At 72.1% G+C, this 21252-nt stretch carries 21 protein-coding genes; 10 read left to right on the top strand and 11 right to left on the bottom strand.

Annotated features, from left to right (window positions below):
- Positions 1-2: 2 nt before the first annotated feature.
- The 3 genes from AC1DYG_RS11480 (at position 3) to AC1DYG_RS11490 (ending at position 3102) form a co-directional block, all read left to right on the top strand.
- A complete protein-coding gene (locus AC1DYG_RS11480; protein ID WP_477639990.1) occupies positions 3-854 on the top strand; it encodes a DUF2182 domain-containing protein in 852 nt (283 codons plus the stop codon).
- Between the two features lie 104 nt (positions 855-958).
- Positions 959-2284 (top strand): DUF1727 domain-containing protein, encoded by a 1326-nt coding sequence (locus tag AC1DYG_RS11485; protein WP_477639991.1) that lies wholly within the window; start codon positions 959-961, stop codon positions 2282-2284.
- Positions 2281-3102 (top strand): type 1 glutamine amidotransferase, encoded by an 822-nt coding sequence (locus AC1DYG_RS11490; RefSeq protein WP_477639992.1) that lies wholly within the window; start codon positions 2281-2283, stop codon positions 3100-3102. Before AC1DYG_RS11485 ends, AC1DYG_RS11490 begins: the two co-directional genes overlap by 4 nt.
- Positions 3103-3310: 208 nt before the next feature.
- On the opposite strand, the gene AC1DYG_RS11495 is transcribed toward AC1DYG_RS11490, so the two are convergent.
- The 3 genes from AC1DYG_RS11495 to AC1DYG_RS11505 are packed head-to-tail and all read right to left on the bottom strand — an operon-like array spanning position 3311 to position 5746.
- Positions 3311-3805, bottom strand: a complete 495-nt coding sequence (locus AC1DYG_RS11495) for a hypothetical protein (RefSeq protein WP_477639993.1) — start codon at positions 3803-3805, stop codon at positions 3311-3313.
- Positions 3798-4916, bottom strand: a complete 1119-nt coding sequence (locus AC1DYG_RS11500) for a lysylphosphatidylglycerol synthase transmembrane domain-containing protein (RefSeq protein WP_477639994.1) — start codon at positions 4914-4916, stop codon at positions 3798-3800. Before AC1DYG_RS11500 ends, AC1DYG_RS11495 begins: the two co-directional genes overlap by 8 nt.
- Positions 4913-5746, bottom strand: a complete 834-nt coding sequence (locus AC1DYG_RS11505) for a PIG-L deacetylase family protein (RefSeq protein WP_477639995.1) — start codon at positions 5744-5746, stop codon at positions 4913-4915. The genes AC1DYG_RS11500 and AC1DYG_RS11505 overlap by 4 nt, the downstream gene beginning before the upstream one ends.
- 35 nt (positions 5747-5781) lie before the next feature.
- On the opposite strand from AC1DYG_RS11505, the gene AC1DYG_RS11510 reads away from it, so the two are divergent.
- Positions 5782-6927 carry a glycosyltransferase family 4 protein gene (locus tag AC1DYG_RS11510; protein WP_477639996.1) on the top strand — a complete coding sequence of 382 codons (1146 nt, stop codon included), beginning with the start codon at positions 5782-5784 and terminating at the stop codon, positions 6925-6927.
- A complete protein-coding gene (locus tag AC1DYG_RS11515) occupies positions 6924-7652 on the top strand; it encodes an NUDIX hydrolase (protein ID WP_477639997.1) in 729 nt (242 codons plus the stop codon). The genes AC1DYG_RS11510 and AC1DYG_RS11515 overlap by 4 nt, the downstream gene beginning before the upstream one ends.
- Positions 7653-7663: 11 nt before the next feature.
- Here the strand turns inward: AC1DYG_RS11515 and AC1DYG_RS11520 are convergent, their stop codons facing one another.
- Positions 7664-8071, bottom strand: coding sequence for a hypothetical protein (locus tag AC1DYG_RS11520; RefSeq protein WP_477639998.1), 408 nt, complete (start codon positions 8069-8071; stop codon positions 7664-7666).
- A gap of 5 nt (positions 8072-8076) precedes the next feature.
- On the bottom strand, positions 8077-9459 hold the full coding sequence (locus AC1DYG_RS11525; RefSeq protein WP_477639999.1) for a PspC domain-containing protein: 1383 nt from the start codon (positions 9457-9459) through the stop codon (positions 8077-8079).
- 35 nt (positions 9460-9494) lie between these two features.
- On the opposite strand from AC1DYG_RS11525, the gene AC1DYG_RS11530 reads away from it, so the two are divergent.
- From AC1DYG_RS11530 to AC1DYG_RS11540, 3 genes are all read left to right on the top strand, one after another.
- On the top strand, positions 9495-10958 hold the full coding sequence (locus AC1DYG_RS11530) for an ATP-binding protein (protein WP_477640000.1): 1464 nt from the start codon (positions 9495-9497) through the stop codon (positions 10956-10958).
- Complete coding sequence (locus AC1DYG_RS11535; protein ID WP_477614803.1) at positions 10945-11625, top strand: LuxR C-terminal-related transcriptional regulator; 681 nt, start codon at positions 10945-10947, stop codon at positions 11623-11625. Before AC1DYG_RS11530 ends, AC1DYG_RS11535 begins: the two co-directional genes overlap by 14 nt.
- A 68-nt stretch (positions 11626-11693) precedes the next feature.
- Positions 11694-12056, top strand: coding sequence for a hypothetical protein (locus AC1DYG_RS11540; RefSeq protein ID WP_477640001.1), 363 nt, complete (start codon positions 11694-11696; stop codon positions 12054-12056).
- 4 nt (positions 12057-12060) lie between these two features.
- Here AC1DYG_RS11540 and AC1DYG_RS11545 read toward each other — a convergent pair whose 3' ends face one another.
- The 5 genes from AC1DYG_RS11545 to AC1DYG_RS11565 all read right to left on the bottom strand — a co-directional run bounded on the left by AC1DYG_RS11545 (position 12061) and on the right by AC1DYG_RS11565 (position 16253).
- Complete coding sequence (locus tag AC1DYG_RS11545) at positions 12061-13230, bottom strand: DNA polymerase IV (RefSeq protein WP_477640002.1); 1170 nt, start codon at positions 13228-13230, stop codon at positions 12061-12063.
- Between the two features lie 62 nt (positions 13231-13292).
- A complete protein-coding gene (locus AC1DYG_RS11550) occupies positions 13293-14273 on the bottom strand; it encodes a quinone oxidoreductase family protein (protein ID WP_477640003.1) in 981 nt (326 codons plus the stop codon).
- A 23-nt stretch (positions 14274-14296) separates the two neighbouring features.
- On the bottom strand, positions 14297-14860 hold the full coding sequence (locus AC1DYG_RS11555; RefSeq protein WP_477640004.1) for a GNAT family N-acetyltransferase: 564 nt from the start codon (positions 14858-14860) through the stop codon (positions 14297-14299).
- Entirely contained in the window at positions 14860-15696 is an 837-nt protein-coding gene (locus tag AC1DYG_RS11560; RefSeq protein WP_477640005.1) for a uracil-DNA glycosylase, read from the bottom strand. The genes AC1DYG_RS11555 and AC1DYG_RS11560 overlap by 1 nt, the downstream gene beginning before the upstream one ends.
- Positions 15693-16253, bottom strand: a complete 561-nt coding sequence (locus AC1DYG_RS11565) for a GNAT family N-acetyltransferase (RefSeq protein ID WP_477640006.1) — start codon at positions 16251-16253, stop codon at positions 15693-15695. Before AC1DYG_RS11565 ends, AC1DYG_RS11560 begins: the two co-directional genes overlap by 4 nt.
- A gap of 84 nt (positions 16254-16337) precedes the next feature.
- On the opposite strand from AC1DYG_RS11565, the gene AC1DYG_RS11570 reads away from it, so the two are divergent.
- Positions 16338-17657, top strand: a complete 1320-nt coding sequence (locus AC1DYG_RS11570) for an FUSC family protein (RefSeq protein WP_477640007.1) — start codon at positions 16338-16340, stop codon at positions 17655-17657.
- A 51-nt stretch (positions 17658-17708) separates the two neighbouring features.
- A complete protein-coding gene (gene pcrA / locus AC1DYG_RS11575; RefSeq protein ID WP_477640008.1) occupies positions 17709-20171 on the top strand; it encodes a DNA helicase PcrA in 2463 nt (820 codons plus the stop codon).
- 209 nt (positions 20172-20380) lie between these two features.
- Here the strand turns inward: pcrA and AC1DYG_RS11580 are convergent, their stop codons facing one another.
- On the bottom strand, positions 20381-21034 hold the full coding sequence (locus AC1DYG_RS11580) for a M23 family metallopeptidase (RefSeq protein WP_477640009.1): 654 nt from the start codon (positions 21032-21034) through the stop codon (positions 20381-20383).
- Positions 21035-21252 lie beyond the last annotated feature (218 nt).

Here is a 21252-nt window from a genome sequence, read left to right on the forward strand (position 1 = left end):
GCATGACCGACTTCGGGTCGGCGACACCGGCAGCCTCCGCGACATTCGCCGCCTCGGCGGCCACCTCCACCCGCGGTGACCTCCGTCCAGCGCTCGCGGCCAGCCGCACCCACTGGGGGTTGGTCGTCGTCCTCTTCGCCCTCGCCGGCGCCGCCTGGTGGTGGACGGTCCAGCAGATGAGCGGCATGGACAACGGCCCCTGGACCGGCCTCGGCACCTTCGGCTGGTTCCTCGGCGTCTGGGTGGTCATGATGGCGGCGATGATGTTCCCGTCGGTCGCCCCGACGATCGCGCTCTACGCCCGCATGAGCGGGAAGTCGCGGCTCAAGCCCCTCGTCTTCACGACCGGCTACCTCCTGACCTGGCTCGGTGCCGGCGTCGTCGCCTTCCTCATCGGGATGGCGGCAAGCCGGGCCGCCGGGGGCGAGCTGGCGTGGGATCACGCCGGGCGCTTCGTCGCGGGAGCCATGCTGATCGTCGCGGCGGGCTACGAGCTCACCCCGCTCAAGAACGTCTGCCTCGGCAAGTGCCGCAGCCCGCTCGGCACCCTCCTCGGCTCCTGGCGCGGCGGCTGGTCGGGGGCGCTGCGCATGGGAGCAAAGAACGGCGCGTGGTGCGTCGGCTGCTGCTGGGCCCTGATGGCGTCGCTCTTCGCGTTGGGCGTCATGAGCGTGACCTGGATGGCGATCGTCGCCGGGTTCATCGCCGTCGAGAAGATCCTGCCGTGGCGCCGCACCGCCACCTACGGCACAGCCCTCGTCCTCCTCACCCTGGGCGTCCTCGTCCTCACCGCCCCCGACGCGCTCCCCGGCCTCACCGTTCCCGCGCCCGCGATGACCACGATGGGCTCCTGAACGCCAAGGCGACGGCGCGGACGTGACCTGCCGCGCGGCATACCTCAAAGCCCTGGGTATGCCGCGTGCTCGCGGCCGCGCCGCGGGCGGTTAGGGTTTGGGGCGTGCTGAGGACTACGGCGGCGGTGGTCGCGGGCAAGGCGGCGCGGGCGGCTTCCCGCCTGCGCGGCGGTGGCTCGGCGCTCCCGGGCCTGGTGGCCGAGCGGATCGACCCCGGGTTCCTCGCGCACGCTCTGGCCGGTGTGCCCGGCGGGATCGTCGTCGTCACCGGCACCAACGGCAAGACCACGACCACGAAGATGCTCGTCGCGGTGCTGCGTGCCCACGGACGCACCGTCTTCACCAACCCGACCGGCTCGAACTTCACCCGCGGGGTGATCTCCTCGATGCTCGGCGAGCTGCCCGTCCGCGGCCGGCTCAAGGCCGACATGGCGGTGCTCGAGCTCGACGAGGCGCACGCGCTGAAGTTCGCTGCCGCCGTCCGGCCGACCCATGCCTTGCTGCTCAACGTCGCTCGTGACCAGCTCGACCGCTTCGCCGAGATCGACCACACCGCCAAGCTGCTCGCGTCGCTCGCCGAGCAGGCCACGGTGGGGGTGGTGCTCAACCTCGACGACTCGTTCGTCTCACGGATCCGTGACCGGGTGGCCGACGGGGTGGCGGTGCACTACTTCGGGGTCGACGCGTCGATCGCCGACCGGCTGCCGGAGCTGCAGGAGCAGGACGTCCGGTTCGACGACGACTTCGTGGCGCCGGTGGCCGGGCCGCAGGACGGGCTGCTCAAACCCTCGGACGAACGCACTTTCGAGGTCGTGTTCGGTGCTGGCGGCGCAGGGGGTGCTGGCCACGGCAGCGTCGGGCCGCTGGAGCTCCAGCAGCGCGGGCTGGCGGCGATGATCAACGCCACGGCTGCCACGGCGACGGCCCGGATGCTGCTCCGCGACGCCTTCGACCCTGCCGTTGCGGCCGAGGCGTTGCGGGCGGTGACGCCACCGTTCGGTCGCGGCGAGGTCGTCATGGTCGACGGCCAGCCCCTCGAGCTGGTCCTGGTCAAGAACCCGGCCGGCTTCACGGTGGCGCTCGGCACCTACGGCTCGACCCCGGTCGCGACGATGATCGCGATCAACGACAACTACGCCGACGGTCGCGACGTGTCCTGGCTCTATGACGTGAGCTTCGAGAGCCTGCGGACCCGCGGCGTCACGATCACCAGCGGCGTGCGTGGCTACGACATGGCGCTGCGGCTGCAGTACGACGACGTGCCCGTGGCGGGCGTGGAGCCCGACCTCGACGGAGCGCTCGACGTGTTCCTCGCCAGGCACCCCGACGGGCCCAAGCGGATCTTCTGCACCTACACCGCGATGATGGCGCTGCGCCGCACCCTGGCCTCCCGCTACGACCTGCCCGACATCGGCGAGGAGGCGTCATGACCACCTCGGGGGACTCCGCGGCATACCCGCAGGACGTGCACATCCCCGGCGAGCCGGCGGGTTCGGCGCGGGTGCCGGACGCCGACCGTGCGGGCAAGGGCGCGATCCACGTGGTGCACCTCTATCCGCGCGAGATGAGCATCTACGGCGACCTCGGCAACACACGGACGCTGGCGGCGCGGATCCGACGCCACGGGTACAGCCCCGTCGTGCACCAGCACCACCCGGGCGGCGAGTTCCCCGAGGTCGCCCATCTCGTGGTCGGAGGCGGTGGTCAGGACTCCGGTCAGGTGCGGGTCGAGGCGGACCTCGAGCAGATCACCTCTCGGCTGCGAGCGCTCGCCGATGCCGGGACGCCGATGCTGATGATCTGCGGGATGTACCAGCTGCTCGGGAACGCGTTCATCACCGTCGACGGCAAGCGGCTGCCCGGGCTGGGCATCCTCGACGTCACCACGCAGGGCAATGCCAAGCGGATGATCGGGCCGGTCGTGCTGACGACCGAGTTCGGTGACGTCGTGGGCTACGAGAACCACTCAGGGTCGACGACTCTCGGTGCGGGGCAGGCGCCGTTCGGGACGGTGCGATCCGGGTTCGGCAACAACGGCACCGACGGCACGGAAGGTGCACGGACGGCCAACGTGTTCGGCTCCTACCTGCACGGACCGATCCTGCCCGCCAACCCGGTCTTCGCCGACGCGTTGATCGGGCTCGCCGCCGAGCAGGCGACCGGCCGCCCCTTCGAGCCGCAGGCCCAGGACGACGTCATCGCCGACGAGGCACGCAACCGACAGGTCCGAAGGCTCGTCAAGCGCTGATCGGGCACCCTTCCAGCTGCGACGTGTTGCCGGCAGGTCGTCACCGGACCCCCCAAACCGGCCCTCCGTGACCACCAGGTGGCAACAAGTCTGAGGCCTCTGCGACGTGTTGCCGGGAGGTCGTCAGCCGACCCGCCAAACGGGGGTCCCGTGACCACCGGGTGGCAACAAGTCGGGAGGGGAGGCGCGGCATGCGGCCCGAGCCCGGTCAGGACGAGAAGTCGTCGCCGGCCTCGAGCCGCAGCCGGATCAGCTCGGACAGCGCGATCGACTCGCCGTCGCGAGCGCCCTCGCCCACCTGCAGGGGTGGGTCGCTCGGGTCGACCTCGACGCCGCGGAACCGGGCCAGCGGGCGTGGGGGCACCAGCAGCACGTAGTAGCGGCCGTCGGAGTCGACGGCGATCGAGCGGTCGATGCGGAGGTACCAGCCACGCACCCCTGTGCTGTAGCGGCGGGGACCGCGCCAGGTGCGCGCCGACAGCTCAGTGGTGGCCAGGCCCCGGTCGCGGGCGGTGCGGACGAACTCGTCGAGCAGCACCTGCGCCTTGGCCGATTCGCGGGCCCGCCGTTGCTTCTGCATGCGCACGTGGTAGTCGGCGCGCTCGCCGGCGTCGTTGGCCTTGCTCACGTCGGCTCCCCGGCGGGCAGACTCGTCGTCCACCGGCCCACCCTCGTCATCCACCGGCCCACCCTCGTCAGCCACCGGCACCATCCCCGACCTTGTCCGCGGCGGCAGACCCGGCAGCCGAGTCCTCGACGTGCGTGCTCTTCGGGCTGACCGTCCAGGCCGCCCACCCGATGGCCCCCAGCGGGATCTCCATGAGGTGAGTGAAGCACGAGAAGAGGACCACGCCGGCGAGAGCATCGGCGGGGTGGGCGCCCCAGGCCACGAGGGCCGCAACGGTGCCGCTCTCGGTGATCCCGAGGCCGCCAGGGGTCAGGCCGACTGCCGTGAGCAGCCGGCCGATGGCATAGGCGGCGAAGAGCTGACCGTAGAAGAGGTCGACGTGCGTCGTGTGCATGCAGACCAGGAACAGGAGGTAGTAGACGCCGAAGAAGCCGACGAGCCCCAGCGTCATGCTGAGCCATCCGGTGCGCACCACGTCGTTGATCCGCAGGCGCAGGTCGATGACGAGCGACTTCACGCTCATCGTGCGGCGTCGCCAGAGCCGGCCGATGACCTTGTCGATGCCCTGCCCGATCGCGATGGCGGCGCGCTCCGAGGCCAGGATCGACACGAACACCGCCAGGATCGCGCCACCGGTCAGGCCCCCCGCCAGGGCGGCGTCGCCCAGCGCGCGCGGCACGTCGGCGTCGCGCCCGGCGAACAACGCGAAGATCGCGATCAGCGGCAGCGCCACGCGGGACAGGACGTTCCAGACGCCGGTGACGATGGCGGACGTCGAGATGTCGCGTCGCGAGAAGCCCCACGAGCGGCAGATCGTGTAGGTCGCCGCCAGACCGGCCGCGCCGCCGCCCGGCAGCAGGTTGCCGACCGAGGAGCCGGCGACGTTGACGATGAGCGCCTGCCAGTGCTTCAGGCCGGGCAACGAACCAGTGAGGGTGAACGTGTAGCAGTAGAGCCCGACGATCACCCCGGCGAGCAGCAGGGCGAACGTCGTCGGCGGCACCTCCGACAGGACCGCCCACACGTCGGACCAGTTGGTCTTGGCCAGGCGCGGCAGGACGTAGACCAGCAGCAGCGCGGCCAGGGCCAGGCCGACCCCCGCCTGCACGACCGTTCGCACCCGCGACCGGGGCTTGCGGGGCTTGGCTGCCGCGTCACTGCGGGCTTCCACCGGCTCGCTCGTCACGACAGCCCCTCGAAGATGTCGTGCGACATCGGCAGCCCGGCAGGTCGGGCCGGGTCGATGAACCACTCGCGCCCGAACACCAGGTCATAGAGCGGCCGCGGGATCCGCAGGAACGCCGCCAGCGTCCGGTCCGCCCCGCCCTCCGCGCTCGACTGGGAGGCGTGGGCGCGCATCGAAGCCCGCTTCGCCACGGCATACCGGCGCACGTCGATGCGGTGCGTGATCGCGGACCGGGCGCTGAACGCACGGGTGAACGCCGCCAGGTCGAAGTCCGGCGGGAATCGGTAGACCTTGGCCGCGAGGCGGACGGCGCGCGCGATCGTGTCACGCGGGACCGTCGCCTCGAGCACGCGTGGCGTGCCCGCGAGGTATGCCGCCCGCTCGCCGACCTCGTGCACGCGGACGTGGTCGCGGTGTCCGTAGCCGCCGTTGCGGTCGTAGGTGGTCAGCACCGAGGCGTCCTCCTCGCGGAGCACCTCGGCCAGCCGGGAGGCGGCCTCCTCGAGCGGCGCCTGGATGAAACGGACCCGCTCAGGCGGGTCGGGGAGCAGCTCGGGACCCATGCCGCTGTCGGCGTAGCCGAGGTAGACCACGCGGGCGACCCCCAGCGCCGAGGCCGAGCGGCGCAGCTCTTCGAGTCGGCGCGCAGCCAACCCGCCGTCGGCAACGAAGGTGTCGGCGGCGAGCCCGAGGGCGCCGTCCGTGGCCACGACGACGACCACTCGGTGTCCCTCCGCAGCCGCCCGCGCCAAGGTGCCCGAGGTGAGCAGTGCCTCGTCGTCGGGGTGGGCGTGGAAGGCCACGAGCGTGTGGCTCCGGGTGTGGGTCATCACGGGCCATCCTGACGCATGGCAGGCTCAGGTCCGTGAAGGTGGCCCTGCTGACGGACTGTTACCTGCCCAGGCTGGGCGGGATCGAGGTCCAGACCCACGACCTCGCGGCCCAGCTGCGCGACCGCGGGCACGAGGTCGAGGTCTTCACGGCGACGGTCGGTGAGCACGGCCAGCGGCACGGTTTCGTCGAGGACGTCGACGACGTGCCGGTGCACCGGATGGCCATTCGGCTGCCGTGGGAGCTGCCCGTCAACCCGTTCGCACCGCCCGAGGTGCGGCGACGGCTGCAGGCCGGTGGGTTCGACGTGGCCCATGTCCACATGGGGGTGGTGAGCCCGTTCGCCACCGATCTGGCCGGGGTCGCGCTGGGGCTGGGGATGCCGACCGCGATCACCTGGCACTGCCTGATGGAGCGTTCGCAGCCTGTCTTCCGCGCCTTGGGCCACGCCCGGCGGTGGGGCGGCCGGGGTGCGGCCCTCTCCGCGGTCTCCGGTGTCGCGGCTGCGTCCGTGCAGCGGGTGGTCGGTCGGGCCAACGAGGTGCGGGTGTTCCCCAACGGCATCGACACGAGTGCGTGGGCGCCGCCACCGCGCGCTGCCCGCGCGGCCGACGCCCCCATCGAGGTGGTGGCGGCCATGCGGTTCGCCGCGCGCAAGCGCCCCCTGGCCGTCCTCGAGGTCGCGGCCCGGGCCAAGGAGCTCGTCACTGCGGCGGGCGGAGGCGGCTCCGTTCCGCCGATGCGCCTCACGCTGTTCGGCGAGGGGCCCGAGCGCGGCCGGCTCGAACGCTTCGCCGCCCACCACGACATGACCGACTGGGTCACGATGCCGGGCCGCGTGGGGCGTGACCAGCTGCGCGAGCGCTACTGGGACAGCGACATCTACCTGACTCCCGCCCGCCTCGAGGCCTTCGGCATCGCCGCCCTCGAGGCGCGAACCGCCGGGCTGCCGGTCGTCGCGCGGCGCGACACCGGTGTCGGGGACTTCGTCGTCGACGGTGTCAACGGACTGCTCGGGGCAGATGACGACGCCCTCGCCCGGGGACTGGCCAGGCTGCTCACCGAGCCCGAACTGCTCGCGGGCATCACCGAGACCAACCGCACCGTCGCGCCGGCCCAGGACTGGCCGTCGGTCGCCGCCCTGGCCGAGGACGAGTACCGCCGGGCAGGTGCCCCGTGACCGAGATCCCCCCTCGCGGCAACGAGCCACCGTCCAGCAACGAAGCGGTGGTCGTCCGGGCCACGGCAGCAGGAGAGCGGCCGGTCGCCGAGTTCGTCCTCGGACACGGTGCCGACCCCGTCCGTGAGCTGGCTCGCCTCGGCTGGTCACGCCCCCGGCTGCGCGGCGCCGAGCGTGACGCCGACGGTGCCCTCGTCTTCAGCTACACCGTCACCGCCTCCTCCGCAGTGGCGAGTGTCGACAGCCCGGTGCCCACCGACCCGGGCCTGGTGCTCGAACCGGGAGAGGAGGCGCGCCCCTACCAGCGCGCCGCGGCATACGGCGTCGTCACGAGCGACCGCGGCGTCCTGCTCACCGAGCTGTCCGCCCTCACCTCCGCCCCGGGGCGGTGGACCCTGCCCGGCGGCGGGCTCGACCCCGGCGAGCCGCCGGTGGCAGCCCTCCACCGCGAGGTGTGGGAGGAGAGCGGCCAGGAGGTCGAGGCAGTCCGCCTGCTCGAGGCGCACACCTCGCACTGGATCGGCCGGGCGCCCAGCGGGCGCCTCGAGGACTTCCACGCCGTGCGGATCGTGTATGCCGCGTGGTGCCCGCAGCCGACCGACCCCGTCGTCCACGACGTGGGTGGTTCGACGGAGGCGGTGCGCTGGGTGCGGCGCGACGAGCTCGACCACTACCACCTGAGCCGCTCGTTCGCGCCGCACATGAAGCGCTGGCTTGCCTCCTGACGGACCCCGGCTCAGGAGGACTTGCGGCGTGAGCTGAGCAGACCCGCGAGCCCGAACAGCACGAGCAGGGCACCGGTCGCCACGATCCCGAGCGGGCCGATGTCACCCCAGTCGACGTTCAGGCTCCCGACCTCCTGGGCCAGCACGATGCCGGCCACGGCGAGGCAGACCAGCCCCAGCACGATGGCTGGCGCGTGCGGGCCGCTCGGCCGTTCCGGGACGGTCGGGGGCCACGGCGCCTCGTCGGCGGCCTGGTGGGCGGGCTGCTGCGCGTCGTCGACCTCGATGGCGCGGGTGGCGTCGGTGGTGTCGAGCTGGTCGGTCTGCTCGGTCTGGGTCGTGTCGGTCTGGGTCGTGTCGGTCTGCACTGGCTGCTCCACCTGTGTCGTGTCGTCCTGGGGTGCTTCGGGGTTGCTCATGGCGGTCACTCCTTGCCGATCAGGATCTGGCCGAGCCCGACGTGGGCGTCCACGATGACGTCGGGGTTCCCCACACCGAAGGTCTCGACCGTGCTGATGTTGCGGCCGTCGCGGCCGTCCAGCGTGACGGGGTCGCCATCGGTGCCGATCCCGGGCCGCGCGATGGGTCCGAGGTCGGGGCTGTCGATGCGGGAGATGTCGCCGGCGGCGACCGAGCTGCGGACCTCGACGGTGAGGTTCGAGGGGATGTAGATCCTCAGTTCGCCGATGCCCACGCGGGCTTCGATCTCGCGGGCCGTGCCCGGGTTGTCCTGGGCGCCGGCGAGGTCGAGCGCCGCCGACCCGATGCCCAGGCGGTAGGAAGCCGCGCTGTCGCTGGCCGACGGACGCCAGGTACGCTCGCCGACGCCTCCGCCCAAGGTGACGTCAGGCACGACCGAGGCGGTCCAGGTGACGAGGGCGAGCACGATGGCCAGGAATCCGGTGAAGCCAGCCCGTCGGCCCAGCAGGCCGAGCGCCAGCGTGCCGGCGCCAAGGACTCCGAGAGCGGCAGCGAGGGCCACCGTCTCGTCGCTTCCGGCCCAGTCGGCTGCCCGGTGGATCGACAGCGTCGCGCCGTAGGCCGCGAGGGCCAGGCCGCCGACGAGCAGCACCGACACGAAGCCACCGCTGCGACGACGGGGCACCTTGGGCGGGCGTGGCGGCCGGGGGGCTGCCGGGGTGGGCGGCGGGAAGTAGCTGCCCCCGGGAGGGGTGTCCGCAGGCGCGGGGGCGTAGGTGGTCGGGGGCACGGCGGCATACTCCTGGGTCTCTGGGCTGAAGGTCGCGGGGGCGGCGCTCGCGGTGGCAGTGGTCTGGGGGTACCCGCCCTCGGCGCCCCAGGTGCCTGCGGGTGCGTAGGGGTTCGGCCCGTACGGCGTCTGCGATCTGGCCTTGCCATCGCGGTTGCGGGTCACCAGCCAGACGACGAGGCCGATCGGGACCACCACCCACCAGATCCAGCCGAGCCCGGGGGTGTCCCCGGCGAGGCCGGTGCCACCGACCAGGGACAGCCCGATGATGACGAGCAGGATGATCCCGAGCACGTCGCCGTCGCGCAGCGCCTTCTCGGCCACGATCTCGTCGCGGTTGTTGGGCAGGAAGGCCCAGGCGATGAGGTAGATGGTGATGCCGACGCCACCGAGGATGACCAGGAGCACGAGGGCTGCCCGGATCACGATCGGGTCCACACCGAGGCGGGTTGCGATGCCGGAGCACACGCCGGCCAGCCACTTGTCGTCGGCGTCCCGGCGAAGGTCCACGGAGCGGATCCAGCCGAAGAACCGGTCGAGGCCGGAGGCGTGGGTGGGGTTCGTCGGGCCAGCGGTCGGCCCAGAGGTCTGCGTCATGTCATCCATGGTGTCCGCGCAACAGGGGCCCTGCCATGAGGGTCGACCCTGAACGGACCCTGAAGCAGGGTCCGCACACCCTGAATCTGCTCGGCATCCACGAGTTCGTGCGTCAGGATGAGGACATGCCGACTCCCTACGAGCGGCCCGTCCCCCCAGCGGAGGCAAGGGCCGCAGAGCGCCGTGCCGCTCGCCCGACCCTCACGCGACCCGTCGAGGGCAAGGTGATCGCCGGTGTGTCGGCCGGACTGGCCCAGCACCTGGGCTGGCCGGTGCGGTGGATCCGCCTGGGGTTCGTGCTGATCTCGATCCCCACCGGAGCCGGGCTCGTGGCCTACATCTTCCTGTGGGCCCTCACGCCACAGTCCCGGGGTGGGATGGTCCGCGCCGGTCGTCGCGCCGTCGACCCGGCCGATGCCGCAGCAGTCGCGGCTTCCGGCCACACCCAACCCGAACCGGTCACGGGCGCCGGCGAGCGGGACGCGACCCGGGTGCTGCTCGTGGGCGGGTTGATGCTCGGCATCGGCCTCGTCGTGGTCGCCCAGAACGCCGGTCTCAACGCGCGCCTCGGCATCCTCGTCCCCCTCCTGGTCGTGGCCGCCGGCGCCGTCCTCGCGTGGTCGCAGCTCGACGACTCCCAGCGCGGGCGTTGGCTCGGATCCGAAACGGGGACAAGGCGATTCAGCGTTGCCCGCCTCGCGTTCGGCGGGGTCCTGGCGCTCACCGGACTCGTCATCATGGCCACTCGCGGCCGTTCCCTCGCGGCCATCTGGGACATCGGCGCGGCGGTCCTCGCGGTCCTTGCCGGCGTCGCCCTCATCTCCGCCCCCTGGGCCCTGCGCTTCTGGTCCGACCTGCGCCACGAACAGGCCGAGCTCGCCCGCGCGACCGAGCGCGCCGACATCGCGGCCCACCTCCACGACTCGGTGCTGCAGACCCTGGCTCTCATCCAGCGCAAGGCCGGCGACGCCGGCGCCGTGACCCAGCTCGCCCGCGCCCAGGAGCGTGAGCTCCGCTCCTGGCTGTATGCCGGTCCCGCCAGCTCCGATGCCACCCTCGCCACCGCGGTGGTCGAGGCCGCCCACGAGGTCGAGGACCTGCACGGCACCCCCATCGAGGTGGTGTCGACGGGGGATCGGCCGCTGGACGACGGCGGCCAGGCCCTCGTCCGTGCCGTCCGCGAGTCCCTGCACAACGCGGTTCGCCACGGCGCCCCACCCGTCTCGCTCTACCTCGAGGTCGGACCCTCGGGGGTGGAGGCCTTCGTCCGCGACCACGGGCCGGGGTTCGAGGTCAGCGAGATCCCCGAGGACCGGCTCGGAGTCCGTCAGTCGATCCTCGGGCGGATGGAGCGGCACGGAGGCGCCGCGAAGGTCCGTCGTCTCGAGCACGGCACCGAGGTCAGCCTGAGCCTGCCGCCGGCCCAACGCGCCCCACAGCCCCAGCCCGACCCAGAGAACGCCCATCCAGTCTCGGAGGAGACCCGTGAACACGCCTGAGAAGAAGCCGGTCGAGGTCGTCCTCGTCGACGACCACCGCATGTTCCGCTCGGGGGTCAGGGCCGAGCTCGGCACCACGGTCTCGATCGTGGGTGAGGCACCCGACGTGGACTCCGCCATCGCGGTGATCCGCCAGACCAAGCCGCCGGTCGTGCTGCTCGACGTGCACCTGCCCGGCGGCAACGGCAACGGTGGGATCGACGTGCTGCACGGCTGCAAGGGCCTGGAGACCGCGGACGGCCAGCCGGTGCGCTTCCTCGCGCTGTCGGTGTCCGATGCGGCCGAGGACGTCATCGCCGTGATCCGGGCGGGGGCGCGCGGTTACGTCACCAAGACCATCAGTGCGACCGACCTGACCCGGGCGATCCAGCGGGTTGCCGACGGCGACGCGGTCTTCTCTCCGCGGCTCGCCGGCTTCGTCCTCGACGCGTTCGGCGCGGCGGCCGGCGAGGTGGCCCAGGTCGACGAGGAGCTCGACCGGCTCTCGGCCCGCGAGCGCGAGGTCATGCGGCTCATCGCGCGCGGCTACCAGTACAAGGAAGTCGCCAAGGAGCTGTTCATCTCGGTGAAAACCGTTGAGACGCATGTGTCCTCGGTGCTGCGCAAGCTCCAGCTGTCGTCGCGTCACGAGCTGACCGCGTGGGCGATGGGCCGTCGCCTGCTCTGAGGACCAGGCCGGGCCGGCCCAGGCGATCCCTCGCAGTCGCGTCGAAAGCAGCGGGCTAGGGTGGCGTCATGGACTTCGTCTACAACCTGGTCGTCGTGCTCCACCTGCTGGGCATGGCCGCGCTGGTCGGCGGCTGGGCGGCCTACGCGCGCAAGGGTCTGGACACCGTCGAGCTGATGTCGATCGGTGCCCGAGCCCAGGTCCTGACCGGTCTGGTGCTGGTGGCTCTGGCCGAGGCGGTCACGTCGCTCGACAAGGACCTCAACCACCCCAAGATCGGGGTCAAGCTGGTCGTCGCCATCGCGGCGGCAGCGTGCATCGAGATCGCCCGGGGGCGGGCCAAGCGTGGCGCGCCGCTCAACCGTGGTCTCGTGATGGCGTCGGGTGCGCTGGGCGTGCTGAACGTCGCGGTCGCCGCTCTCTGGAACTGACCGGTCAGCCTCCTGGCGCGGTGTCCGCAGCGGCGCCTGGCGTGGTGTCCTCCGCGCCGCCGCCCGTGCCCGCTGCCCTGGCGCTCGGCCCCCCACGTCCGGTGGTCCGCGGGTCGACGTAGCCACCCTCGGGCGGCACCATCTCGGCCCGGACCCCGAGCAGCCGGATCGGCCGGTCGTCCTCGAGCGCGTGCAGCAGAGCGAGCGCCGTCTCGGCGATGACGTCGGCATCGAAGGTCGGCTCGGCCAGCTTGCGCACCCGGTTGGTGGTGAAGAACGGCGCGAAGCGCACCTTGAGGAAGACGCGCTGGCAGGCCCGCTCCTCGCGGCGGATGTCCTCGACGACCTGCTCGGCCAAGGAGTGGATGGCCGCGGCGACCTCCTGCGGCTCGACGAGGTTGGCCTGGTAGGTCGTCTCACGTCCGTGGGCCCGGGCGATCCACGGGGTGTCGTCGACCGTCGCGGAGCTCACCCCCCGCCCGAGGCGGCCGTAGTGCGGGCCCATGGTCGGCCCGAACTCGGCCGCCAGGGTCGCGTCGTCGGCCTCGGCGAGGTCGCGCACCGTGTGGTAGCCGTGGGACGCCAGTCGCTGCGAGATCTTCGAGCCCACGCCCCACAACGCGATCGTCGGCCGGTCGCCCATCACCTCGAACCAGTTGTCGCGGGTCAGCTCGAAGACGCCCCGGGGCTTGCCGAAGTCGGTGGCGATCTTGGCCCGCACCTTGGTGTCGCCGATCCCCACCGAACAGTGCAGGTCGGTGGCCTCGAGCACCGCCGCCCGGATCGACTGCGCACAGGCCACCGGGTCGTCGGTGGTCACGCCCACGAAGGCCTCGTCCCAGCCGAGCACCTCCACGACCGCGCCCGGCATACCCCTCAGCACCTCCATGACGCGGGCGGACGCCTCCTCGTAGACCGGGAAGTCGACCGGCAGCAGCACCGCGTCGGGGCACCGGCGCACCGCGACCTTCAACGGCATGCCGGACCGGACCCCGAACTCACGCGCCTCGTAGGACGCGGTCGACACGACGGCTCGCTCGGTGGGGTCGCCCCGACCACCGACGATCAGCGGCACGCCAGCCAGCTCGGGGTGCCGCAGGATCTCGACAGCGGCGAGGAACTGGTCGAGGTCGACGTGCAGCACCCACGGCACGGCGGGCGCGGCGGGAGCCATGCGCACATCCTGCCTTGCACGGCCGACGTCGGCACGGGTCGAGTGGGAGAACGGGCCGCGGCTCAGGGCAGGAGCAGCAGCTTGCCGGTGGTGCGGCGGGCTTCGAGGTCGTCGTAGGCCGTGGCGGCGCCGGTCAGCGGGTAGCGTCCGCCGATCTCGATGGCGAGCCGTCCGGCCGCGATGTCGCCCAGGACCGAGGTGCCGCGCTCCAGCAGCTCCTCGCGGGTCGCGGTGTAGCTGCCGAGGGTCGGTCGGGTCAGGAAGAGCGACCCGCCGGTGTTGAGCCGCTGGATGTCGAACGGTGGCACCTGTCCACTCGCGCCACCGAAGAGCACCATCACCCCGCGGGGTCGCAGCGACGCGAGCGAGGCGTCGAAGGTTGCCTTGCCGACGCCGTCGTAGGCCACGTCGACTCCGTTGCCACCATTGGCTGCCCGCACTTCGGCAGCGAGGTCTTCGGACTCCCGGTAGTTGATCACCGTCTCCGCCCCCAGGCCCCGGGCGATCTCGAGCTTGTCCTCAGAACCCGCGGTCGCGATCACGCGGCCACCCTTGGCGGTGACCATCTGCACGAGCAGCTGCCCCACGCCCCCCGCCGCGGCGTGCACGAGCGCCACTGTCCCCGGCCCCACGGCATACGTCGAGTTGACGAGGTAGTGCGCGGTCATGCCCTGGAGCATCGCCGCGGCCGCCACGTCCAGCTCAACCCCGTCGGGGACGGGCACCAGGGTGTCGGCTGCCCGGTTGACCACCGAGCCACCGGCTCCCAGCCCCGAACCCCAGGCGACCCGGTCGCCGACATCTAGGTCGTCCACCCCCGGTCCGACGACGGTCACGGTGCCGGACCCCTCGGAGCACGAGACGAACGGGGTCGGGATCGGGTAGACCCCCTGTCGCTGGTAGACGTCGATGAAGTTGACGCCGACCGCCTCGACCTCGACCTGCACCTCGCCGTCGCCCGGCGGCCCCACCTCGGTCTCCTGGACCTCGAGGACCGAGGAGTCACCGTTGCGGGGGACGACGAGGGCGCGCGAGGTAGCCATGCCCATCACCCTAGGCGTCGCGGTCAGGTGGCGATCCAGTAGCGCCGCTTGCCGCGGAGCTCGCCCTCGAAGACGCCGCCGTTCGCCTCGATGGTCCGCGCGGACGCCACGTTGTCGAGGTCGCAGGTCACGAGCAGCCTCGGTATGCCGCGTGCCGCCGCCAGCGGCACGACCTGCCGCAGCGCGTCGCTGGCGAACCCGCGCCGTCGGGCGCCGGGTCGCACCGAGTAGCCGACGTGCCCGCCGACGGTGGCCAGCGTCGGGTGGTCGATGTTGTGCCGTAGCGAGATCGAGCCGACGAACTCGTCGGCAAGGTCGGGGTCCTCCATCCACCAGTAGGTCGCGGTCGTCCAGCCGGGTGGCCGCTGGCTGGTCGACTCGGCATCGCCGATCCGGTTGGCCACCAGCCGGGCGAACTCGGCGGGGTCGTCCAGCCCCTCGCGGGTGAACACGACACCCGGGAAGTCGCCCTCGGCCGGCCAGTTGACGACGCCGTCGTGCGCGGACTGTCCATGGGCGCGGAACTCGTCGACGGCCGCCACGAACGACCGGTGGAAGCGGAGGTGGGGCGCCGCGAGCAGCACCATCACGGCATCGGTCCCAGCCGCGCGATCGCCGCGTCGAGCATTGCCTCGGTGAGCTTGCCGGTGAAGGTGTTCTGCTGGCTCACGTGGTAGCTGCCGACCAGCCGGACGTCCCGCCCCCCTGGCGCGCCCAGGACTGCCTCGGCCCCGTGGCCGAACCGCGGCTTGGGCCGGGGCACCTCCCAGCCCAGCCGTCGCGCACTGCCGAGTGTCGCGTCCCAGGCGATCGACCCCAGCGCCAGCATCGACCGCAGACTCGGTGCCGCCAGCTCGAGGTCGCGGTCCAGCCAGTGCGCGCAAGCCTCCCGCTCCGTCGGGGTCGGCTTGTTGGCCGGCGGGGCGCACCGCACCGCCGCGATGATCCGTATGCCGTGCAGCACCAGCCCGTCGCCGCTCGCCCAGGACTGCGGCTGGCTGGCGTACCCGGCGCGGTGCAACGCGGCATACAGCCAGTCGCCGGACCGGTCGCCGGTGAACATGCGGCCGGTGCGGTTGGTGCCGTTGGCCGCCGGGGCCAGCCCGACGACGAGCACCTGCGCGGCGGGGTCGCCGAAGCCCGGTCCGGGCCTGCCCCAGTAGGGCTGGTCGGCGAACGACGCCCGCCGGCCTTGGGTCGCAACGCTTTCGCGCCACTCGACCAGCCGCGGACACGCACGACAGACCGAGACCCGGGCATCGAGCTCAGCCACATCGGGGGAGGTGCACGCGAGCGCGTCGGTCTGGGACGCGTTGCGGGCCACCGGCGTCGCGGCCGAGGCCGGGTCGCCCGGCCAGCCGCTCCCCGGGGGGACCGGCGACTCGAACCGCTCGCCCGTGACGGGGTGCGGGTCGACGTTCACAGCCCGATCCAGTAGCGGCGGGTGCCGTTGCGCGAGTCCTCGTAGACGCCGCCGTTCCGCTCGATGGCGCGTCGCGAGGCCTCGTTGGACTCCAGGCAGGTCAGGAGCACCCGGTCGAGACCGAGCTCGTCGCGGGCGATGGGGAGGGCCAGGCGAAGGGCCTCCCGGGCATGGCCGCGTCGGCGGGCCGTCGGACGGACGCTGTAGCCGACGTGGCCACCTTCGCGCAGGAGGAAGTCGGTCAGCTCGTGGCGCAGGGCCAACGACCCGACATACCAGTCGGTGTCGTCGACGATCCAGCGGAAGGTGCAGGCGGTCCAGCCGGATCTCCGCGGTGCGTCCTCGTCGGCGGCCCGCCGTCGCTGCGCCACGAACCGGGTGAACTCGGCGGGGTCCTCCAGGCCCTCGCGGGTGAACTCGAATCCCTCGTAGCCGTCCTCGGCGGGCTGGGCCAGGTCGCCGTCGCCGTCGCGTTGCTCCCCGGCCACAGCGAACTCGTCGGTGGCCGCCAGGTAGGAGTCCTGGTACCGGACATCCGGGACGACGAGGCGGGTCATCCGGCCAGCCTAGGATGCAATGCTCGGCGCGTCCGTGCGGCCGTCCTGTCGCCGCCGGCGCGCGGTCGTGCCACGCTCGGGACCGTGGCCGAGGCGAACGGGTGGCGAGGGCGCCGGGCCCGGTTGGTGGATGTGCTTTGGCCGGGCCACCCGACCCGGTGGCCGGACGTCCCCGGCCGGCTGCGTCCGACCCTGACCGAGGTGTTGCGGCTGACGTCGGCCGCTGTGATCGCCTGGCTGATCGCGCGGCAGGTGACGGGGATCGCGCTGGACCTCACCGCGTCGCTCACCGCGCTGCTCGTGGTCCAGGCCTCGGCCTACTCGACGGTGCGGATGGGACTGCTGCGCGTGGGTGCCGTGCTCACCGGGGTGCTGGTCGCGGTGGGCTTCTCCGCGGTGGCCGGGCTGTCCTGGTGGAGCCTGGCCGCCGTCATCGCGGCCTCCCTGCTGCTGGCCAAGGTATTCCGGCTGGGGGAGCAGGCGCTGGAGGTGCCGATCAGCGCCATGCTCATACTGGCTGTCAGTTCACCCGACGTGGCCGCGGAGGCCCGGGTGACCCTGACCCTGGTGGGCGCCGGCGTGGGGGTCCTGTTCAACTTCGTGCTGCCCAGTGCTGTCCCGAGCACTCGGGCCGGGACAGCGGTGCTGAGGGTCGCCTACGCCATCGCCGACTGCTTGGACCGCGCCTCCCGTTCGATGGTCGCCGAGCGGCTCGAGCACGAGGAGGTCGCCCGCTGGTCCGACGAGACCAGGCGGGTGTCCGGCCAGGTCGCCGAGGCGTCCAACGCCGTCACCCTGGTCAAGGAGGGCCGTCGGCTCAACCCGAGGGCCCTGGCCAGCACGGATGTCGAGCCGGGGCTGCGTGAGGGCCTCGACCGGCTCGAGGCCAGTTTGCTCGCCATCCGCGCGCTGTTCACCGTGATCCTCGCCGAGCTGCCGATGACGGGTGACCAGGGTGGTCCCGACTCCGAACGACACGACGCTGAACCGCCGGCCGAGGTGAGGGTGCCGAGCCACGCGTTCGACGAGGACGCCCGGCTGGCCTTCTCCGTCGTGCTCAGCGACATCGGTGACTGCCTTCGGGCCTACGGGCGCTTGGTCAACGCGGAGGCGGGCGGCGATGTCGACCGGGCCGAGGTGGCCCTCGCCGAGAGCCTGGAGATCCTGCGCGAGACGCGGGCCATCCTCGCCGAACTGCTGACCAGCCGGCCGGAGAGCTGGGTCGGGCTGTGGCTGCTGAGGGGGTCGGTGCTGGCGGCGGTGGAGCAGGTGCTCGTGCAGCTCGATCTCGAACGGCGGGCCCGGGTCCGTGCCGAGTGGCAGCGGCCGACCGCCCTGGCCGCCATGGTGCCCTTGGTGCGCGAGGCACTGCCGCACCGGCGCCGTCGCGGCGGACGCGGCTGACCCTGCGTCGTGTTCGGTCCTGTCCTCCCCGGCACGTACGCTGGAGCCGACATGAGTACCTTGTTCGATGACCTGTTTCCCTTCGACGGGCGGGGTCCCGCCGACCCCTCGCAGCCCGGCACGCGCCCGACGGCTGCGGCTGCCCGGGCGACGGCGGTCGACGACCGAGGCGTCCCGACGTGGGCCCAGGCGGCCGCAGAGGGGCGCGGCCCCGACGAGGCGAGCACGCGGCATACCGATCCTGAGACCCTGCTCGAGGGGCTCAACCCGCAGCAGCGCGCGGCCGTCCTGCACGAGGGCGGACCGCTGCTCATCGTCGCGGGCGCGGGCTCGGGCAAGACGCGCGTCCTGACCAACCGGATCGCCTACCTGCTCGCGGCCCGCGGGGTGCAGCCGGGACAGGTGCTGGCGATCACCTTCACCAACAAGGCCGCTGCCGAGATGCGCGAGCGCGTCGCCGCTCTGGTGGGGCCGCGGGCCAAGGCGATGTGGGTCATGACGTTCCACTCGGCCTGCGTGCGGATCCTGCGACGCGAGGCAGCGAAGGTCGGGCTCAAGTCGACGTTCTCCATCTACGACGCCGCCGACAGCCAGCGCCTCATGGCGATGGTGATGCGCGACCTCGACCTCGACCCCAAGCGCTACCCGCCCCGGTCCTTCGGCCACCAGGTCTCCAACCTCAAGAACGAGCTCGTCGACGAGGAGACGTTCGCCTCCCAGGTGGTCGAGGGGACCCACCAGGAGCGGATGCTCGCCGAGGCCTACACCGGCTACCAGCGGCGGCTGCGGCAGGCCAACGCCCTCGACTTCGACGACCTCATCATGACGACGGTCAACATCCTGCAGGCCTTTCCCGACGTCGCCGAGCACTACCGCCGCCGGTTCCGGCACGTCCTCGTCGACGAGTACCAGGACACCAACCACGCCCAGTACCAGCTCGTCCGAGAGCTCGTGGGCGGTGCCGCAGGCAGCGCGGGTATGCCGGTCGGTGACGGACCGTCCGTCGGTCCGGCCGAGCTCGTGGTGGTCGGCGATGCCGACCAGTCGATCTACGCCTTCCGGGGCGCGACGATCCGCAACATCGTCGAGTTCGAGGAGGACTACCCGAACGCGCGGACCATCCTGCTCGAGCAGAACTACCGGTCGACCCAGACCATCCTGCAGGCCGCCAACTCGGTCATCGCCAGGAACCCCGAGCGGCGCAAGAAGAACCTCTGGACCGACAGCGGCAGCGGCGCGGCGATCATCGGCTACGTCGGCGACAACGAGCACGACGAGGCAGCCTTCGTCGCCAAGACGATCGACGAGCTCGGCGACTCCGCGGGGGTCAAGCCCAAGGACGTCGCGGTGTTCTACCGCACCAATGCCCAGTCGCGCGCGCTGGAAGAGGTCTTCGTGCGAGTTGGCCTGCCCTACAAGGTCGTTGGCGGCACGCGGTTCTACGAGCGGCGCGAGGTCAAGGACGCGCTGGCCTACCTGCGGGTCATCTCCAACCCCACCGACACGGTCAACCTGCGTCGCATCCTCAACACTCCCAAGCGCGGCATCGGCGACCGGGCCGAGGCGTGTGTGGCGGCCCTGGCCGAGCGCGAGCGGATCCCCTTCATCGCGGCCCTCGGCCGTCCCGAGGACGCTCCGGGCATCGCGACGAGGTCCGTCGCGGCGATCAAGGGCTTCACCGGGCTGCTCGAGCAGCTCGGCACCATCCACGCCGACGACGAGCAGGGCGTGGGTGCCCTGCTCGAGGCCGTCATCGAGAAGTCCGGCTACCTCGCCGAGCTCCGAGCCAGCCGCGACCCGCAGGACGAGACCCGCGTCGAGAACCTCGCCGAGCTCGTCGCCGTCGCGCAGGAGTTCGACGAGACGCGCGCCGAGACCGGTGAGGTCGCCAGCCTCGAGGACTTCCTCGAGCAGGTCTCGCTGGTCGCCGACGCCGACGAGATCCCCGACGGCGAGGAGGCCGAGGACCTCGGGGTCGTCACCCTCATGACGCTGCACACCGCCAAGGGCCTGGAGTTCCCGGTCGTCTTCCTCACCGGCATGGAGGACGGCACCTTCCCGCACCTGCGAGCGCTCGGTGACCCCAAGGAGCTCGAGGAGGAGCGCCGGCTCGCCTACGTCGGCATCACGCGGGCCCGCGAGCGGCTGCACCTGTCCCGGGCGGCAGTCCGGTCGGCCTGGGGTGCGCCCCAGTACAACCCGGCCAGCCGGTTCCTCGACGAGATCCCGCCCGAGCTCGTCGAGTGGCAGCGGGCCGAGGCGGCCACGACCTCGCGTCGACCGGGCATGCCTGCCGTCGCGACCCTGGCCCAGCGGCCCGGCGTACGGTCACCGGGCAACCGCCCGCTCATCTCGCTGCACCCCGGCGACAAGGTGACCCACGACAGCTACGGCATGGGCACCGTCGTCAAGACCGAGGGTGAGGGCGACAAGACGCAGGCCCACGTCGACTTCGGCGGCGACACCGGGGTCAAGCGGTTCCTGCTCCGCTACGCCCCGCTCGAGAAGCTCTGACCAGAGTTCCGACCCTCGCTGACCGCCCGAGATCCCAGCTTTCGGCCTTCCGCCCCCTCGCCAGGCCCGAGAGCTGGGATCTCGGCGGGGCGCGTCGGCGACTGGCCCGCCCGACCGTAGGCGCCACGCGTCGCGACGGCTGGTGCGGCATACGAAAGGCGCCCTTGGTCGAAACCAGTGGGCGCCTGACGTGGGGCTGCTCTGGGCGGTTACTGCAGGCCGTGGTCGTGCAGCCACGGCGCGGGGTCGATCGCCGCACCGCCGTCGGGGTGGATCTCGAGGTGCAGGTGCGGGCCGGTGGAGTGGCCCGTGTTGCCCGACAGCCCCACGACGTCGCCAGGAGCGACCTTGTCGCCGACGCTGGTCTCGAGCTGGCTCAGGTGGCCGAACACCGACACGGTGCCGTCCCAGTACTCGATCTCGATCTTGTTGCCGTAGCCACCCTCCCAGCCGGCGAAGGTGACGGTGCCGGTGGACATGGCCTTCAGCGGCGTCCCGACCGGGGTGCCGAAGTCGTCACCGGCGTGCAGCCGGCCCCAGCGCCAGCCGTAGCCGGAGGTGAAGACGGCGCCGTTGATGGGCATGACCCACTTCTCGCGCGCCTTGCGGGCGGCTTCGGCCTTGCGGAGCGCGGCGGCGGCAGCGGCCTTCTTCGCGACGGACTGGCGCTCGGCGCTGCGGGCGATGCGCTGCGCCTCGAGCACGCGGGCCTGCACGGCCGTGACCTGCACCTCGCGCTGCTGGGCGGCCTCGACCCGGTTGAACTTGGCGGCCGCCTCGTCCTGGGCCCGGGCCTTGGCAGCGCCGTTCAGGTCGAAGTAGGCCGGCGCGGACTCTGCGACGGTGGCGCCGGTCGCGGTCACGACGAGTGCGGCGGCGGCTGCCCCCGGCAGCAGGTACCCACTCTTGGCAAAACGGGGTCCCCGACGAGGCGCGCGGTGGCGACCTGGGGCGCGGTGGCGGCCCGAGTAGGAATCTGAACTCACGAAATGATGACCTTGCGTGCGGGGGGACACGGAGTCACAGAGGGTAGCGTGATCAGTTCGTTATCCATAATCGACTTGGCCAAATCCGCGTTAAA

The organism is Pedococcus sp. P1_H8, from assembly GCF_056405175.1.